The following is a 16,195-nucleotide window of genomic DNA, read 5'->3' on the forward strand; positions in this document are numbered from 1 at the left end:
CGGCTGCACCCGGAGGTCTTCGACCGCTGCCTGAAGCTGCTGTCGGCCGAGGTCGGCGAGCCGGGCTGGCTGCCCGAGTCGATCGCCGAGCTGCGCGTCCTCGGCCCCACCCACCGGGGCGGGCGCTGCCGGGTGGGCGTCGAGCACACCGAGCACGGCGTGATCGGCGAGGTCCACCTCCACGACGAGGACGGCGTCCCGCTGCTCTCCGCGACCGGGATCACGCTGACCCGGCCGGAGGACCTGCCGGTGCCGCTGGCGGACAAGCTCGTCGAGAGCGTGTGGGCCCCCGTCGAGCTGCCGGAGGTCCCCGAGGACGGCGGACCCGAGGGCGTGCTGGTCGTCGACGACCTGGACTGGGCGAACGCGGAGGACGCCCTCAGGGCGCTCCTCACCCCGGACGTGCGGCATGTCGTGCTCGTCCCGCCGGTGCGGGACGAGGCACTGGTCCTGGCCGTGGCGGACACGGCGCGGGCCCTGTCGTCGCAGCGGCTGTGGCTGGTCACCCGGGGAGCCCAGCCGGTGCTGCCCGGCGAGGCCGGACGTCCCGCGCAGAGCTTCCTCACCGCGCTGGTCCGGGTGCTCGGCTTCGAGCAGCCGGGCCTGCGCGCCACCCTGATCGACCTGCCCGCCGGGCGGAGCGGACGGCTCACCGACGCCGAGCTCGCCCTGGTGCGGCGGGAGATCACCGCCGGGACGGGCGACACCGAGATCGCCTGGCGCGACGGCACGCGGCGCGCGAGCAGGCTGGTCGCCGCGACCCTGCCCGAGGGCCGGCCCCGCAAGGCCGTCCGCCGCGGCGGCGCGTACATCATCACCGGCGGCTACGGCGGCATCGGCCTGGTCACCGCGCGGCTCCTGGCCGAGCGCGGCGCGGGCCGGATCGTCCTGTCCGGCCGCTCCGGGCCGTCGCCCGAGGCGGAGAAAGCGATCGCGAAGCTCCGCGAGTCCGGCGCGGACATCGGAGTGGTGCTCGGCGACATCGCCGCCGAGGGCGTCGCCGAACGGCTGGTCGCGGTGGCCCGCGAGGGCGGCCGGAAGCTGTGCGGCATCGTCCACGGCGCCGCCGGGATGGCCGACAGGATGATCACCGAGATCGGCCCCGAGGACCTCCACAGGGTGTGGACGCCGAAGGTCGTCGGCGCCTGGCGGCTGCACGAGGCGGCTCCGGCCGACCTCGACTTCTTCGTCGTGCACTCCTCGGCGGCCGCCCTGCTCGGCTCTCCCGGCCAGGGCTCCTACGCCGCCGCCAACGCCGCGCTCGACGCGCTCGTCGCCCACCGGCGGGCCGAGGGCCTGTCCGGGACCACCGTCAACTGGGGCACCTGGTCCCAGGTCGGCGGCGCGACCGACGTGAACGTCACGGTCATCGAGCCGATCTCGCCCGAAGAGGGCACCGAGGCGCTGGAGGCGCTGCTGGCCTTCGACCGCCCGTCGACCGGCGTGCTGCGGTTCGACGCGGCCACGGCCGTCGAGCTGTTCCCCGAGATCAAGCGGATGCCGTTCTACGAGGCGCTCGTCGCCGCCGCGGGCACCGCCGCCGCCCAGGACGACTGGGCCGGGCCGGACGCGCTGCGCGGCCTGCCCGCGGACGAGGCCCGCAAGGCCATCCGCGACCGCGTGCTGCAGCGGGTGTCGTCCATCCTCGGTTTCGAGGCCTCCCGCCTGGACTCGAGCGTCCCGCTCACCGAGCTGGGACTGGACTCCCTGGTCGCGGTCCGGATCAAGAGCGCGATCGAGCACGACCTCGGCCTGACCGTCCCGCCCGCCGTGCTGCTGCAGGGCGCGAGCGTGGACGTCTTCGAGGAGTGGGCCGCGGGCGAGCTCGGCATCGGCGGGACCGCCGAGCGCGTGAAGGACGACAGCGGTTACGTGATGCCGCGCGACGCGGCCGAGCGTACGGCCTCCCGGCTCTTCGAGGAGCAGCTCGGCCTGGAGCGGGTCAGCGTCGCCGACGACTTCTTCGCCCTCGGCGGCCAGGAGCACCAGGCCGACCGGATCCACGCCGCCCTCGAGGCCGAGTTCGGCGTGAGGCTCGACCGGATGGAGCTGTTCGCCAACCCGACGGCCGAGGGGGTCGCCGACGTCATCCGCGCGGTGGAGGAGGAGGCCGCGCGGCAGACCGTCCGGCCCCTCCAACCGCTCGGCGACGGACGCCCGTTCTTCGCCGCGCACCCGGCCGGCGGCACCACCGGCTGCTACCGGCAGCTCGCGGAGCTCATCGGCACCGCCCAGCCGTTCTACGGCCTGGAGCGCTGGGAGGACGCGCCCGGCGTCGAGGAGCGCGCCGCCCGGTACGTCGAGCACATCCTGTCGACCCAGCCGGAGGGCCCCTACCGGCTCGGCGGCTGGTCCTTCGGGGCCACCCTCGCCTACGAGACCGCGCAGCAGCTCAGCGCGGCCGGGCACGAGGTCGAGTTCGTGGCGCTCTTCGACGGCGGGGTCCCGTTGCCGACCGACGACGACGAGGACAACCTCGCCAAGCGGTTCTCCGGGTTCGCCGCCTATCTCACAGAGACGTACGGGACGGAGGTGAAGCTGGACTACGACGAACTGGCGGGGAAGAGCGAGGACGAGATGTTCGCCCTCGTCGCCGAGCGGACCGCACCCGTGATGGCCTCCCTGCCCCCGGCGGTTCTCCACCACCAGCTGACCTCCCACCAGGACACCCGCACGCTGGAGAGGTACACCTACCGCCCGTACGACGGCCGGGTGATCCTCTACAAGGCGCCGCTGCCCACCCCCTGGGCGGTGCAGGACGCGCGTTACATCGACCTCGACGAGACCAACGGACTGGGCCCGCTGTGCCCGCGTCTGGAGATCGTCGAAGTGACGGACACGCATCACCTCAACCTGCTGGACCCGCCCGGCGTGCACATCATCGCCGGGCACCTGGCGGGGGAACTGGCCTCATGACCGAGACCGGCGCGACAAAGCTGAGGAAGAAACATGTCTGAACTGCTCCAGGCCGTGATCAACGGCGCCTCCCCCGAGGAGCTGCTCGCCACCGAGCTTCCCGAATCGTTCCGCGCCGCCCACACCCTGCGCGACGAGGTGGGGATCTTCGAGGGCGAGACCGACAAGGACGTGCGCAGGTCGATGCACGTCGGCGAGGTCGCCATGCCGGAGATCGCGCCGGACGAGTGCATCGTCGCGGTGATGTCCGCCGCCATCAACTTCAACACCGTCTGGTCGGCCATCTTCGAGCCGGTCCCGACCTTCGCCTTCCTCAAGAAGTTCGGCATGCAGGGCTGGTACGGCGCCCGGCACGATCTGCCGTACCACATCCTCGGTTCGGACGGCGCGGGCGTCATCGTCCGCACGGGCGTCGGCGTCAAGAACTGGAAGGTCGGCGACAAGGTCGTCATCTCGCCCGCGTACGTGGACGAGGAGGACCACGCCTCCTACGACGACGGCATGATGACCGAGTCCCAGCTCGCCTGGGGCTTCGAGACCAACTTCGGCTCGCTCGGCGAGTTCTGCGTCGTCAAGGCCAACCAGCTGATCAAGAAGCCGGCCCACCTGACCTGGGAGGAGTCGGCGTCCAACACCCTGTGCGCCGCCACCGCCTACCGGATGCTGGTCGGCACGCACGGCGCCCGGATGAAGCAGGGTGACGTCGTCCTGGTCTGGGGCGGCACCGGCGGCCTGGGCTCCTACGCCACCCAGCTGGTGAAGAACGGCGGCGGCATCCCGGTCGCGGTCGTCGGCTCCGAGGACAAGGCCGACCTCGTGCGCAGGCAGGGCGTCGAGCACGTCATCAACCGCAGCGAGCTGGGCCTGGGCGCGGAGGGCTTCCGCAACCGCAAGGCCGGCCGCATCCTGGGCGAGGCGATCCGCGCCCAGGTCGGCGAGGACCCGCAGATCGTCTTCGAGTACCTGGGCGCCGAGACCTTCGGCGCCTCGGTGTACGTCGCCAAGCGCGGCGGCAAGATCGTCACCTGCGGCTCGTCCACCGGCTACCAGCACCAGTACGACAACCGCTTCCTGTGGATGCGGCTGAAGAGCATCGTCGGCTCGCACGGCTTCAACTACCACGAGGCCGTCGAGACCAACCGCCTGATCAGCCTCGGCATGATCCACCCGACGCTGTCGAAGGTCTTCGACCTCGACGGCGCGGGCGAGGCCACCCGGGCCGTCCAGACCAACCAGCACGTCGGCAAGGTCGCCGTCCTGTGCGCCGCTCCCGAGGAGGGCCTGGGCGTCGACGACCCGGCGCTGCGCGAGAAGATCGGCGAGGACAGGCTGAACCTCTACCGCAGCTGACACCACGACCGAAGAAGCCCCCCGCGGATGTCCGCGGGGGGCTTCTTCGTGGCGGTTCAGTAGCGGCGGAAGGTGATGACCTCGCCGCTGACGGCCCGGTGGCCTTCACCGGATCCGGCACCGGAGGGGCTGCTGCTGCCCTGCTGGAGGCGGCGGGCGCGCAGGACGATCTCCAGCTCGAAGCGGAGGTCGGGGTCCAGGAGCTGGTCGCCGAAGAGCTCCTCCAGCTGCCGCAGCCGGTAGCGGACCGTCTGCGGGTGGACGTGCAGGCGCATCGCCACCTCGTTGGCGTTGCGGCCGGACTGCAGCCAGGCCAGCAGGGTCTCGGCGAGCCGGTCCTGCTGGCTGTTGCGCAGGTGTGCGAGCGGGGCGAGGCGCAGCTCGGCCAGCGAGCTCAGCAGCGTCTCGTCCTGGAACAGGATCAGAGTGGACATGTGGTCGACGCACCGGACCACGCCGTGCGCCTCGATGACCCCGCGCTGGACGAGCTGGAGTATCTGGCGGGCCAGCTGCATGGACCGGGCGGCCTCGGTGACCGGGACGGTCGGGCCGATCACGCCGCTGCAGTCGGCCAGCGCCCGGTCGACGAGCTGGGCCCGGCCGGGCCCGTCGGGATCGGGGATGATCAGCGACGGCTGGGTGCGGCTCAGGTCGGACAGCACGTCCGGCGGGAAGGCCGGGGGCCGGGTGTCCTGGTGGCGGATGTCGAGGGCGACCGCGGCGACCGTCCGGGGCACCTGCCAGTGGGCGGCGGCGGCCAGGTCGGCGATGGCCTCGGGTCCCGCCGAGGGGTCGGTGAGCATCAGGTCCAGCAGCCGCCGGCGGCGGCGCTGCATCTCGCCCGCCACGGCGGCGCGGGCCTGGTGGTATCCCTCGGCCGCGGACTTGGCGATCTCGTTCTGGTGGAGGAAGACCGCCTCGCCCAGGGCCGCGATGACGCGGGTGTCGAGGTCGTAGGCGTTCTCCGAGAGGCGGCGCCAGGCGACCAGGCCGCCGATGCGCATGGCGGACTGCAGCGGGTCGAGGCTGCGGCCCTCGCCGGCCTCTCCGCGTCCGATGGTCTGGAAGAACTCCGAGTCCGGCGGCCCTCCGGAGGAGGCGATGCGGTCGACGAAGTGTTGAAGCGCGCGTTCGACGATCGTCCTGAGCATGGTCGCGTAGGGGCCGTCGCCCCGTGAGTACTCGCGGACCTGTGACTGGATCTCAGCGATCATCTCCTCCGCGAGGGGCTGGAGATGAGGCTGGATGTGCTCGGCCAGCTCGCTGGGGATGTGCGCCCAGGGATTCTGATCAGGACGGGTGCGAGCGGGGAAGCTCGCCTCTGCTGTCACGCGGTGACCTCCATCCGGCACTGGGCCCCGCGCGCCTTGGGGCTGTCGGTCAACTCGCCACTTGGTGTGGCCGAAGAGGGATTTCGTAAACGGGACTGTGGGGCAAATCATGTCCTGAGGTGTCCCAGATCGCCAGTGTAGGTCCGGTGGCGACCAGCATCGGACGAGTTGTGGGCGCAACTCAGGATTAACCTCTCGTGACTCGAGAAACCGCAGACCCCTCCGAGGAGCAGGGGTGTCACCCGCCTGGGCGAGGAACCGCTGGCGGAACGCTCCTTATCAGATGCTGATCACTGATCCGGGGCTCCCGAGGTGTGGTATGGGGGTATGACCGTTCCGTGCCTAAATCGTTATTTGATTCCTTTGTTTCGCTTTTTGGGAACGTTCCGAAAGCCGGGGGTGCGTGAAATGACCCCACCATGGGTGACCTGCTGCTTCTTCCGGTACCACCGGCGATTATCGTCGGAAGAGTCCGTCGCATCCGGGAGGGGCTATGGGACTGCGGCCGCGGTCCATCCGGGCCCGAGGCACACTGCTGGCCACCATCGTGGCCGCCGTGCTGTTGTGCCTGCTGGGGGTGGCGGCCTCGCGGCTCTTCCGGGTGCTGACCTATGAGGAGGCCAGGGGACACGCGACGAGGACGGCGTCGAAGATCGTCGAGGACGTGCGCTCAGGGACCTCCGGGCCGGTGATCGAGCCGGACCCGAACGCGCCGGTAGCGCAGGTCTTCGACGCGAACGGCAAGGTGATCATGTCCACGCCGGGGGCGGCGAGCCGGGCGCCCCTCAGCACGGTGCGTCCGCCTCCCGACGCCCGCGCGGCCACGTTCAAACGGTGCTTTCCCAGCGGGAACTGCTACGTGATCCAGGTGATCAGGGCCAGCGACGCGCCCGACTCCTCGGTCGTGATGGTGGGATCCCCGCTGCCCCGAGTTCTGGCCGGCGGGCTGGGCGACCTGTTCAACGCGCTGGTGGTCGGCACCGCGATCGTGCTGGTCGGGGCGCTGAGCTGGGTGGTGATCGGACGGGCGCTGCGACCGGTGGACCGGCTGCGCGCCCAGTACGAGGAGATCAGGGCCGGCGACCTGAGCCGCAGGATCCCCGAACCGCAAGGGGAGGACGAGATCTCCCTGCTGGTCCGGACCATCAACCGGACGCTGGACGAGAGGGAGCAGGCCCTGGAGCGGCAGCGGCAGTTCGCCTCCGACGCCTCCCATGAGCTGCGCACCCCGATCGCGAGCCTGCGCGCCAACCTGGAGGACGCGCTGCTGCACCCCGATGACACCGACTTCCAGGAGGTGGCCGGAGCGTCGCTGCGGGCCGCCGACCGGCTGGAGACGATCGTCGACGACCTGCTGCTGCTCGCCAGGATCGGCTCGGGTCGGGAGAGCAAGGAGGACATCGACCTGAGCGCCATGCTGCGCAGTGAGGTGGATTCCGACGTCAAGGCCGAGATCGAGTCGGGCCTGCACGTCCACGCGGTCCGGACCCAGCTGAGCAGGCTCTTCGACAACCTGCTGGACAACGCCCGCCGGTACGGCGGGGGGGAGATCGGGCTGACGGCCCGGCGGCACGGCGGCGAGGTCCAGGTGACGGTCACCGACCAGGGTCCGGGCATCCCGGAGCAGGAGCGGGAGCGGATCTTCGGCAGGTTCACCCGGCTCGACACCGCGCGCAGCAGGGACGCCGGGGGTACCGGGCTGGGCCTGGCGATCTCCCGGGAGGTGGCACTGGCCCACGGCGGCAGCCTGGGGGCGGAGGACACGCCCAAGGGGGCCAGGTTCGTGCTCCGACTGCCGCTGTCCTCCGGGGCTCAGGAGCCGACGGCGGACCGCTGACCCTCGGCCGCGGCCACGGTGCGCCGGATGATCCCGGCGACCGCCTCGGGCGCGCAGCCCCGGGGGAGGTCGCCGCATCCCGGCAGCCATACGTGGTGGACGTGCGGGAACCGGTCTCGGGCGCACAGCGCCTCGGGCGGGGGCGTGCGCGGGTCCCCGCCGCCCCACGCCAGCGTGACGGGGACGTCCACCAGCTCGCCGGCGAACCGGGCGGGCCTGCGGGGACGGGCCGGGACGTCCTCCCACACCACCTCGGGGCCGATGACCAGCGCCTCGGCGTCGGCGGGCCGGTGCCGCCCGTAGAGCGTGCGGAACCTCAGCGACTCCTGGAGCGGGGAGGCGAGAAGTCTTTCCAGGACGGCGCCGGGGAGGGACGCGCCCAGCCTCGCCGCTTCCAGGAGGAGGTCGACGCGGCGCGGGCTCCTTCGGGAGGCGAAGCCGGTGGGGGAGAACGCGGTGGCGGAGGCGGCGAGGGCGCGCTCCGCGGTCTCCAGGGCGAGCAGCCCTCCCAGGGAGTCGCCCGCGATGTGCGGGTTCCGCAGTCCGAGGCCGGCGAGGGCGAGCTCGAGGTGGAGGACGAGGGAGTCGGGTTCGGCGGCGCGGGGGAGGCCGTCGGGGGCGCCGCCCAGCACGAGGATCTCGTGGTCGCGGGCGAGCAGGTCGGACACCGGCTCCCAGTCGGCGAGGCGGCCGGGACCGGGGAGCAGGACCAGGGGCGGTCCCTTGCCCCGGCGTTCGAAGACGATGTCCATGATCGGAGGCTAACCGCTGGTTACTCTCCGTTCATATGGCCTGGGTCACAAGAAATCGCCGAAAATCAGCACCAAAGTGACATTGGAGCTAATGCGTCAAAACTTCAGGACACGGATACCGGAGCGGGGAGTTCCTCGGCCGCCCGCGTCGCCGGATCACGGTGCTCCAGGGCCATGCGCAGCTGGGCGCGGCCGCGGTGGATGCGGCTGCGCACCGTGCCGATCTTGACGCCGAGGGTCGCGGCGATCTCCTCGTAGGTCAGGCCCTCGATGTCGCAGAGGACGACCGCGGCCCGGTACTCGGGGGCGAGGGAGTCCAGAGCGCGCTGGACGTCGGCGTCCAGCGCGGCGTCGTCGAGGATCTGGGCGGGTCCGCGTTCGCCGCTGCGCAGGCGCTCGGCGGCCTCGTCGGTGAGGGCGTCGAAGCGGATGCGCTGGCGGCGGCGGGCGCCGTCGAGGAAGAGGTTGGTGGTGATCCGGTGCAGCCATCCTTCGAAGGTGCCCGGCGTGTACGAGGAGAGGGAGCGGAAGACCCGGACGAAGACGTCCTGGGTGAGGTCCTCCGCGTCGTGCCTGTTTCCCGTGAGGCGGTAGGCCAGCCGGAAGACGCGGCCGGAGTGCTGGGAGACGATCTCCTCCCAGGTGGGCGGGGTCCAGGCAACCGGTGTGCTCACTTGGCGTCGCCCCCTTGCGTGGTTGCCGAATCGTTATTCACAGCATGTCGATCCGTCCATAAGACCGCTGTTAGCTCCGTCGCTTTCCGGGGGTGTTCACTGTCACTCTGCGCCCGATCCCCTCATGAAGGTTGCGCGGAGCGGAATCAAGGTAGGGAGGTGGGAAGGATATTGGGTTTTGTGATGGACCTGACCGAGATTTTTTGTCAACAAAGTCTTGTCGGGTAACACGGGCGAAACGGAAGATGGCCGGAACCCGCGTCCATCGCCCCGGGAGGCGCCGCATGTCCACATACAACCTGGCCGACCTGCTGGAGATCATCGCCGGCGCCGCACCGGACCGGGAGGCCCTCGTCGCCGGGGACGTCCGGCTCACCTACGGCGAGCTCGACGCCAGGGCGAGCAAGGTGGGGCACCACCTCGCCGCCCAGGGCGTACGGCCCGGACAGCACGTGGCGATCCTGGCGTGGAACCGGGCGGAGTGGCTGGAGGCGTTCTTCGGCATCTTCAAGATCCGCGCGGTGCCGGTCCCGGTGAACTACCGGTACGTCGCGGGAGAACTCCACCATGTGCTGAGCGACTCCGACTCGGTGGCGCTGATCGCCGAGCGGTCCCTCCTGGCGAACGTCGACCGCGGCGCGCTGCCCTCGCTGCGCCACGTGATGGTGCTGGAGGACGGCGGGACGAACGACGTGCCCGACACCATCGCGTACGAGGCGGCGCTGGCCGCGCAGTCCGGCGAGAACGACTTCCCCGAGCGCTCCGGCGACGACCGCTACATCATGTACACCGGCGGCACCACCGGCTACCCCAAGGGCGTCGAGTGGCGCAGCGAGGACATCTTCTTCGGCGCCCTCGGCGGCGGCAACGTGCTGGGCGACCCGATCGGCAGCCCCGAGGAGATCGCCAAGAGCGGCTCCGCGGACCCGACCGCCGTGCTCGACTGCGCCCCCGTCATGCACGGCGCCGGCCAGTGGGTGGCGCTGATGGCGCTGTTCAGCGGCTCCCGGCTGGTGCTCTACACCGACCACGCCTTCGACCCGGCCCGCGCCCTGCGCATCGTCGAAGAGGAGAAGGCCAACGTCGTCATGCTCGTCGGCGACGTCATGGCCAGACCGCTCGCCGCCGAACTCGGCGCGGGCGGCCACGACGTCTCCTCGGTCTTCGCGATCGCGTCCGGCGGCGCGCCGCTCACCGAGGCCGCCAAGGACGCCCTCAAGGAGCACCTGCCGTTCGTCGTCTTCCTCGACAACTACGGCGCCTCCGAGACCGGCGCGTGCGGCCCGTCCGTCGGCGGCAAGGAGGGCACCGCCCGGTTCCAGATGAAGCCCGGCATCACCGTCCTCGACGACGACCTCAAGCCCGTCGGGCCCGGCGAGGTCGGCAGACTGGCGCGCAGCGGCCACATCCCGCTCGGCTACTACAACGACCCGGCCAAGACCGCGGGGACCTTCTTCACCGACGCCGACGGGGTGCGCTGGTCGGTTCCGGGCGACTTCGCCGTCCTGGAGGAGGACGGCACCATCGTCCTGCTCGGCCGCGGCTCCCTGATGATCAACACGGGCGGAGAGAAGGTCTACCCCGAAGAGGTCGAGGTGGCCATCAAGGACCACCCGGACGTCTACGACGTCGTCGTGGTGGGCCTGCCGGACGAGCGGTTCGGCCAGCGGGTCGCCGCCGTGGTCTCGCCCGTGCCCGGCGCCGAGCCCACTCTGGAGGACATCGTCGAGCACTGCCGGGGCAGGCTCGCCGGCTACAAGCTGCCCCGCGAGCTCCAGATCGTCGGCGAGGTGCAGCGGACCGCCGTCGGCAAGTCCGACTACAAGTGGGCCAGGTCGGTCTTCAGCGCCTGAGCCCGTACAGCTCCTCGAACGCGGCGAGCACCGAGGGCCAGGTGCATCTCGCCGGCTCGGTGGAGCCGTTGTGCGAGGCGATCCCGTGCCGGAGCTCCGAGTCGCCGACCAGGCGGACCAGCGCGTCCGCCAGGCCGGCGGCGGACGAGCCGAGAAGACCCTCCTTCTCCGGCCGCACGAAGTCCGCGACGCCGGAACCGGAGTGCGCGACGACGGGCAGCCCGGCCAGCCTGGCCTCCAGCGCGGCGAGCCCGAACGACTCGCGGCGGGCGGGCGCGACGAACACGTCCGCCGCGGCCAGCACATCGCGGACCTCCTCGCGCGTCAGCCGCCCCGTCATCCGCACCCATCCGTCCATGCGGTGGTGCCGCAGGTACCGGCGCATGGCCGGAGCGGCCGGTCCGTCCCCGACGACGACCGCGCGGATCGGCACCCGCCGCCCGGCGTCGCGCAGGATCCGCAGCAGCGTGAACGGCTCCTTGCGCGGGGCGAGCCTGCCGACCGCCGCCACCTGCACCGCGCCGGTGGGCAGCCACGGCCGGATCTCCCGCCACGGCCGGGTGTCGATGCCGTTCGGCACCACGTGCACCGGGACGTCCAGGGCCCGGCGGATCGGCCGCGCCGCCGCCTCGCTCACCGCGCTCACCGTCACCTCGTCGCCGATCAGCCGCCGGTACAGCGCGCCGACCCCGCCGTCCCACAGGCTGTGGACGGTCACCACGGACGGCACCTCGCGGCAGGTCGCCAGCGCCCGCCACGCGAACGGGGACACCACCCCGGCATGGACGTGCAGGACGTCCGGCGCGAAACCGTCCAGCACCGCCCGGAGCGAACCGCCGACGGGCAGGCCCCAGGGAACACGCGGCCCCACCCTCACCAGCCCGTCACGGGGCGGGCCCGGCGTCGCGGTCACCACCCGGACGTCGTGGCCCGCGGACCGCTGGACCGAGGCCAGTTCGTCCACCTGCACCTCGATCCCGCCGAGCCGCGGCAGGAAGCAGTCGCTCACATGGAGGATCCTCACCCTGGGGAGTCTCAGCAGCGGGCGGGCCCCAGACCCGCAACGGCGTCCGTACTGGCCCAGTCTTGACCGGGGCCAGGAGAGATCTTCAGCCGGCGCCGGGAATGCAGCCAGGGTGCGGACCTGCCTGTTCTTCCACGCCCACCCCGATGACGAGGCGCTGCTGACCGCCGGGCTGATGGCCCGGCTGGCGGCCGAAGGCCATCGGGTGGTCCTCGTGGTCGCCACCGCGGGGGAGGCGGGCCTGTCCGCACCGGCCGCACCGGGTTCCAGGCCGCTCGGCCTGGTCCGGATGGACGAGCTGCGCGAGTCGGCCCGCCGCCTCGGCTGCCATCGCGTCGTCTGCCTCGGTTACCGCGACTCCGGCCTCGACGGCCGGGCCGAGGGGGGCTTCGCGTCCGCGCCGGTGGCTCCGGCGGCGGAACGGCTCGCGCGGCTGCTCAAGGACGAGCAGGCGGACCTGCTGACCGTCTACGACGAGAACGGCGGCTACGGCCACCCCGACCACGTCCAGGTGCACCGGGTGGGGGTGGCGGCGGCGGAACTGGCCGGCACCCCGGTCGTCCTGGAGGCGACCGCCGACCGGGACCGGCTGCTGTACTGGACGCGCCCGCTGCGGCGAGTGCTCCCGCTGGACGATTGGAGGAGGGCATACACCCCAGGAGCGCAGATCACCCATCGCGTCGACGTCCGCCGGTACGCCCGCGTGAAACGCGCCGCGATGGCCGCCCACGACAGCCAGGCCTCCGGCGGTCTGCGCGCCCTGGCCGTGCTGCGGCGGCTGCCGATGCCGCTGTTCCGACTCGCCTTCGGGGTCGAGTACTACGTGCGGCGGAGTTGAGCCGATCCCGTACGCGGAGATGGCTCAGGCCGCTGCTCTCGGCGGTCTCCCTCGCCTTCGGCGCGGCGCTCGTCGCGCTGATGCCGAGGCTGGTCGGCGCGGACTGGACCGCGGTGTGGCGCAGCCTGTCCGGGCTGGACCCGGGAACGCTGGTCCTGCTGTTCGGGCTGTGGGCGCTGGGCCTGTGGGCCTACACCTACGTGCTGACCGGTTCGCTGCCGGGGCTCGGCCACGGCCGCGCCTTCATGCTGAACGCGGCGGGCAGCGCCGTCAGCGACCTGCTGCCGCTGGGCGGCGCCGCCGGCGTGGCCGTCACCTTCACCATGGCCAGGACCTGGGGGTTCTCCAACGCCGCCGTCACCGTCTCGACCCTCGTCAGCGGCGTCTGGAACGTCTTCGGGAGGCTGCTGCTGCCCGCCGTGGGCATCGGCGCGCTGCTGCTCGCCGGGCAGGCGCCCAGCCGGGAGCTGGCCTTCGCGGCGGGGACCGCCGCGCTGCTCCTGCTCGCGGTCGCGCTCCTGCTCGCCGGAGCGCTGCGCTGGGAGTGGGCGGCACGCACGCTCGACGCCCGGCTGAAGGGTCTGGCCCGGCGCCTTCCCCGGCGCCCGGCGAAGCTCCTGCGCACGCTGGGCGGGTCGCTGCTGCGGATCCGCGAGCTCACCCTGGACGTGCTGAGTTCCTCCTGGCTCGTCCTGACCCTCGGCATGACCGGCTACCTCCTGCTCCAGGGGGTGCTGCTCTACGCCTGCATGTGGGCGGTCGGCGACACGCTCGGCCCGGCCGAGACCGTCGCGGTGTTCGCGCTCAACCGGGCGCTCACCAGCGTGGTCCTCACCCCCGGCGGAGCGGGCGTGACCGAGACCGGGACCGCCGCGCTGCTGGTGTACTTCGGCCTGGAGGCCTCCGCCGCCGCGGCTTCGGTGCTGCTCTACGGCTTCTTCACGTTCCTCATAGAGATCCCCGTGGGAGGGGCGGTCGGGGCCTACTGGTTGGGACGACGGGCGAGGAAACTGACCGACTCTTGAACGGACGTCACAGTTGAGACCTGCGCAAAACGGGCAGATCTCAAAACAAGTAGGCCGGAAACGTGCGAGACGGGGGTCTGGACATTCTTGTCGCGGGAAGGTACCGGCTACTGGAAGAGCTCGGCAGGGGCGGCATGGGCGTGGTCTGGCGCGCGCATGACGAACTGCTCGACCGCCCGGTGGCAGTGAAAGAGATCCTGTTTCCGTCCAATGCGGACACCGAACGGCAGCGCAGGCTGTGCCGGCTGCTCACCCGAGAGGCACGCTCCATGGCGCGGCTGCGCCACCTCGGCGTCGTCGCGGTCTTCGACGTCCTGGTCGCCGGGGGACGGCCATGGATGGTCATGGAACTCGTCGAGGCGCCCAACCTGCAACAGATCATCGACGAACACGGACCGCTCGACCCGCGCGAGGTGGCGGAGATCGGAAGACAGCTGCTGTCGGTCCTGCGCGCCGCGCACACCGAGGGCATGCTGCACCGGGACGTGAAACCGAGCAACGTGCTCATCCACCCCGACGGACGGGTGGTGCTCACCGACTTCGGGCTGGCCATAGACCTGGACGACGCCGAGCCGAGGCTCCTGGAGTGCTCCCCGGCCTACGTGTCGCCCGAACAGGCCTTCAACCAGCCGCTGACCGAGGCGTCCGACCTGTGGTCCCTGGGCGCGACGCTCTACACGGCGGTCGACGGGAAGGCGCCCTACCGGCGCGCCGGCGCGCTGGCGTCCATGCTGGCCGTCCTCACGGACGACTACCTGCCGCCCCGCCACGCCGGGCCGCTCCGCCCAGTCATCGACGGGCTGCTCCGCAAGGATCCGGAGAAGAGGCTGACCGCGTCGCAGGCCGGACGCCTGCTGGATCGGATGGGGCACACCGGCCCCCGCATGCTCAAACTCTTCCGGTCCGCCCGGACCGTCGCGCGCACCTGAATTCCCGCCGATCCCGGCGAACGCGGCGGATCCGATGCGGCGGATGGTGCGTCTCATCTTCATGTGCACACCTCAGGGAGAGCATACGGATGCCTGTGATGAGTCGGTCTAACTTTGTGAGACGGACGCACGGCACTCAAGGTTGTGGCAGGACCGGACGCGTTCGTCCGCACGGGGGACTTCACGCACTGCTCGCCTTCGACATCTGCGCCTTCGGGGACCTGAAGCGCAGCCAGGAGGACCGGATCTACCTGCGTTCCACCATGTACGCGCTGGTCGAGCAGGCGTTCACCGCCTCCGGCCTGCCCTGGGAGCACACCTACCGGGAGGACCGCGGCGACGGCATGCTGCTGGCCCTTCCGGCGGGGCTCCCCACCGCCCTGCTCGTCGACCCCCTCGTCGGAGAGCTGAGGCTCCTGCTGCACACCCACAACCGCCGCGCCAGCGAGGGCTCCAGGCTGCGGCTGCGGATGTCGCTCGACGCGGGGCACGTCACCCACGACGGGCGCGGGCTCGTCGGCAGCGTCGCCAACAAGCTGCACCGTGCTTTGGACGCGCCCGCGTTCAAGCGCGAACTCGTCGCCTCGTCCGCCGACCTCGGGGTGATCGTCTCGGACTTCGTGTTCGGCGAGGTGGTCAGCGGACGGCTCGAAGCCGACTTCTACCGGCCCGTCGAGGTCGCGGTGAAGGAGACCAACGCCCGGGCGTGGGCCTGCTTCCCGCACGGCACCTGGAACCCGGCGCTGCCGCCCGTCGCACTGGTGCCCCGGCCCGTCACCACCGCGTGAGGCCGGGGGGCCTTTGACCCGGAGGAGAACCAGACGTCAGACTGGGCGGCATGAGAAGAGCGCTGGTTCTCGGGGGCGGCGGGGTGGCCGGTATCGGCTGGGAGGCCGGACTGGCCACCGGGCTGCGGGAGAAGGGGATCGACCTCGGCGAGGCCGACCTGGTCGTGGGGACCTCGGCGGGCTCGGTGGTCGGCACGATGCTCCGCCAGAGGGCCGACCTGCGGGAGCTGGTCTCCCAGGTCGCCGAGGCGGAGGCCGGCGCCGCCCCGATGGTGGTGGACATGGAGAAGGCCATGCAGGCCTTCATGTTCATGTTCGACGCCAAGGCCGACCCGGCCACCTCCCGCCGCAAGGTCGGCGAGCTGGCCATGCAGGTCACCGGGGACGGGTCCAGGCTGGCGATGATCGCCGACCGGCTGCCCAGCCACGAGTGGCCGGACGCGCCCCTGATGATCACCGCGGTGGACGCCCTGGACGGCTCCCTTCGCGTCTGGCAGGCCGGTTCCGGCGTCCCGCTGCCGCTGGCCGTCGCGTCCAGCTGCTGCGTACCGTGCGTCTTCCCGCCCGTGGAGATCGACGGGCGCCCCTACATCGACGGCGGGGTGCACTCGATCAGCAACGCCGACCTGGCCGCCGGGCACGACCGGGTGGTGATCATCGAGCCGCTCGCCCACCTGACCCCCCGCTCGGTGCTGCGCGCCGAACTGGAACGGCTGGGCGAGGCCAGGACCGTCGCGTTCGGCCCCGACCAGCCGGCCATCGAGGCCTTCGGCACCGACGTCCTCAACCCCGGCCTGTGGCTCCCCGCCTTCGAGGCGGGCCTCCGTCAGGCCTCGGAGGTGGCGGATCAGGTCGCTGAGGTCTGGAAGTGACCCATT

General features: G+C 71.7%; 13 protein-coding genes. 9 read left to right on the forward strand and 4 right to left on the reverse strand.

Features of this window, described 5'->3' with window-relative positions:
* A partial coding sequence (locus ABD327_RS03095) for an SDR family NAD(P)-dependent oxidoreductase (protein WP_344448559.1) occupies positions 1-2,916 on the forward strand: 2,916 nt, incomplete at its 5' end.
* A 33-nt stretch (positions 2,917-2,949) separates the two neighbouring features.
* A complete protein-coding gene (gene ccrA / locus ABD327_RS03100) occupies positions 2,950-4,266 on the forward strand; it encodes a crotonyl-CoA carboxylase/reductase (protein ID WP_344448560.1) in 1,317 nt (438 codons plus the stop codon).
* Between the two features lie 56 nt (positions 4,267-4,322).
* Here the strand turns inward: ccrA and ABD327_RS03105 are convergent, their stop codons facing one another.
* Positions 4,323-5,597, reverse strand: coding sequence for a PucR-like N-terminal domain-containing protein (locus tag ABD327_RS03105; protein ID WP_344448561.1), 1,275 nt, complete (start codon positions 5,595-5,597; stop codon positions 4,323-4,325).
* 493 nt (positions 5,598-6,090) lie between these two features.
* Here ABD327_RS03105 and ABD327_RS03110 point away from each other — a divergent pair, with 493 nt between their 5' ends.
* A complete protein-coding gene (locus ABD327_RS03110; RefSeq protein ID WP_344448562.1) occupies positions 6,091-7,434 on the forward strand; it encodes a sensor histidine kinase in 1,344 nt (447 codons plus the stop codon).
* On the opposite strand, the gene ABD327_RS03115 is transcribed toward ABD327_RS03110, so the two are convergent.
* Together ABD327_RS03115 and sigE are read right to left on the reverse strand one after the other, a co-directional pair.
* Entirely contained in the window at positions 7,410-8,186 is a 777-nt protein-coding gene (locus tag ABD327_RS03115) for an alpha/beta fold hydrolase (protein WP_344448563.1), read from the reverse strand. The genes ABD327_RS03110 and ABD327_RS03115 overlap by 25 nt on opposite strands.
* 104 nt (positions 8,187-8,290) lie before the next feature.
* A complete protein-coding gene (sigE, locus tag ABD327_RS03120; RefSeq protein WP_344448564.1) occupies positions 8,291-8,860 on the reverse strand; it encodes an RNA polymerase sigma factor SigE in 570 nt (189 codons plus the stop codon).
* A gap of 284 nt (positions 8,861-9,144) precedes the next feature.
* Between sigE and ABD327_RS03125 the strand changes: the two genes are divergently transcribed.
* The gene (locus tag ABD327_RS03125; RefSeq protein ID WP_344448565.1) at positions 9,145-10,713 is read left to right on the forward strand and encodes an acyl-CoA synthetase; all 1,569 of its coding nucleotides are present in this window, start codon (positions 9,145-9,147) and stop codon (positions 10,711-10,713) included.
* Here the strand turns inward: ABD327_RS03125 and ABD327_RS03130 are convergent.
* The gene (locus ABD327_RS03130) at positions 10,703-11,722 is read right to left on the reverse strand and encodes a glycosyltransferase family 4 protein (protein ID WP_344448566.1); all 1,020 of its coding nucleotides are present in this window, start codon (positions 11,720-11,722) and stop codon (positions 10,703-10,705) included. The two genes, ABD327_RS03125 and ABD327_RS03130, sit on opposite strands and share 11 nt — an antisense overlap.
* A gap of 127 nt (positions 11,723-11,849) precedes the next feature.
* Between ABD327_RS03130 and ABD327_RS03135 the strand changes: the two genes are divergently transcribed.
* From ABD327_RS03135 to ABD327_RS03155, 5 genes are all read left to right on the forward strand, one after another.
* The gene (locus ABD327_RS03135) at positions 11,850-12,575 is read left to right on the forward strand and encodes a PIG-L deacetylase family protein (RefSeq protein ID WP_344448567.1); all 726 of its coding nucleotides are present in this window, start codon (positions 11,850-11,852) and stop codon (positions 12,573-12,575) included.
* Entirely contained in the window at positions 12,572-13,600 is a 1,029-nt protein-coding gene (locus ABD327_RS03140; RefSeq protein ID WP_344448568.1) for a lysylphosphatidylglycerol synthase transmembrane domain-containing protein, read from the forward strand. The genes ABD327_RS03135 and ABD327_RS03140 overlap by 4 nt, the downstream gene beginning before the upstream one ends.
* 62 nt (positions 13,601-13,662) lie before the next feature.
* Positions 13,663-14,529: a serine/threonine-protein kinase gene (locus ABD327_RS03145; protein ID WP_344448569.1), complete on the forward strand. Its 867-nt coding sequence runs from the start codon at positions 13,663-13,665 to the stop codon at positions 14,527-14,529.
* A 116-nt stretch (positions 14,530-14,645) separates the two neighbouring features.
* Entirely contained in the window at positions 14,646-15,317 is a 672-nt protein-coding gene (locus ABD327_RS03150; RefSeq protein WP_344448570.1) for a hypothetical protein, read from the forward strand.
* A 50-nt stretch (positions 15,318-15,367) separates the two neighbouring features.
* Complete coding sequence (locus tag ABD327_RS03155; protein WP_344448571.1) at positions 15,368-16,189, forward strand: patatin-like phospholipase family protein; 822 nt, start codon at positions 15,368-15,370, stop codon at positions 16,187-16,189.
* Positions 16,190-16,195 lie beyond the last annotated feature (6 nt).

This window comes from Actinocorallia aurantiaca (assembly GCF_039533685.1).
Classification (GTDB): Bacteria; Actinomycetota; Actinomycetes; order Streptosporangiales; family Streptosporangiaceae; genus Actinocorallia; species Actinocorallia aurantiaca.

Bases quoted from the DNA above. Each gene is read 5' to 3' on its own strand.
- ccrA (WP_344448560.1), top strand. From the start codon at position 2,950: ATGTCTGAACTGCTCCAGGCCGTGATCAACGGCGCCTCCCCCGAGGAG.
- ABD327_RS03110 (WP_344448562.1), top strand. From the start codon at position 6,091: ATGGGACTGCGGCCGCGGTCCATCCGGGCCCGAGGCACACTGCTGGCC.
- ABD327_RS03115 (WP_344448563.1), bottom strand. From the start codon at position 8,186: ATGGACATCGTCTTCGAACGCCGGGGCAAGGGACCGCCCCTGGTCCTG.
- ABD327_RS03125 (WP_344448565.1), top strand. From the start codon at position 9,145: ATGTCCACATACAACCTGGCCGACCTGCTGGAGATCATCGCCGGCGCC.
- ABD327_RS03155 (WP_344448571.1), top strand. From the start codon at position 15,368: ATGAGAAGAGCGCTGGTTCTCGGGGGCGGCGGGGTGGCCGGTATCGGC.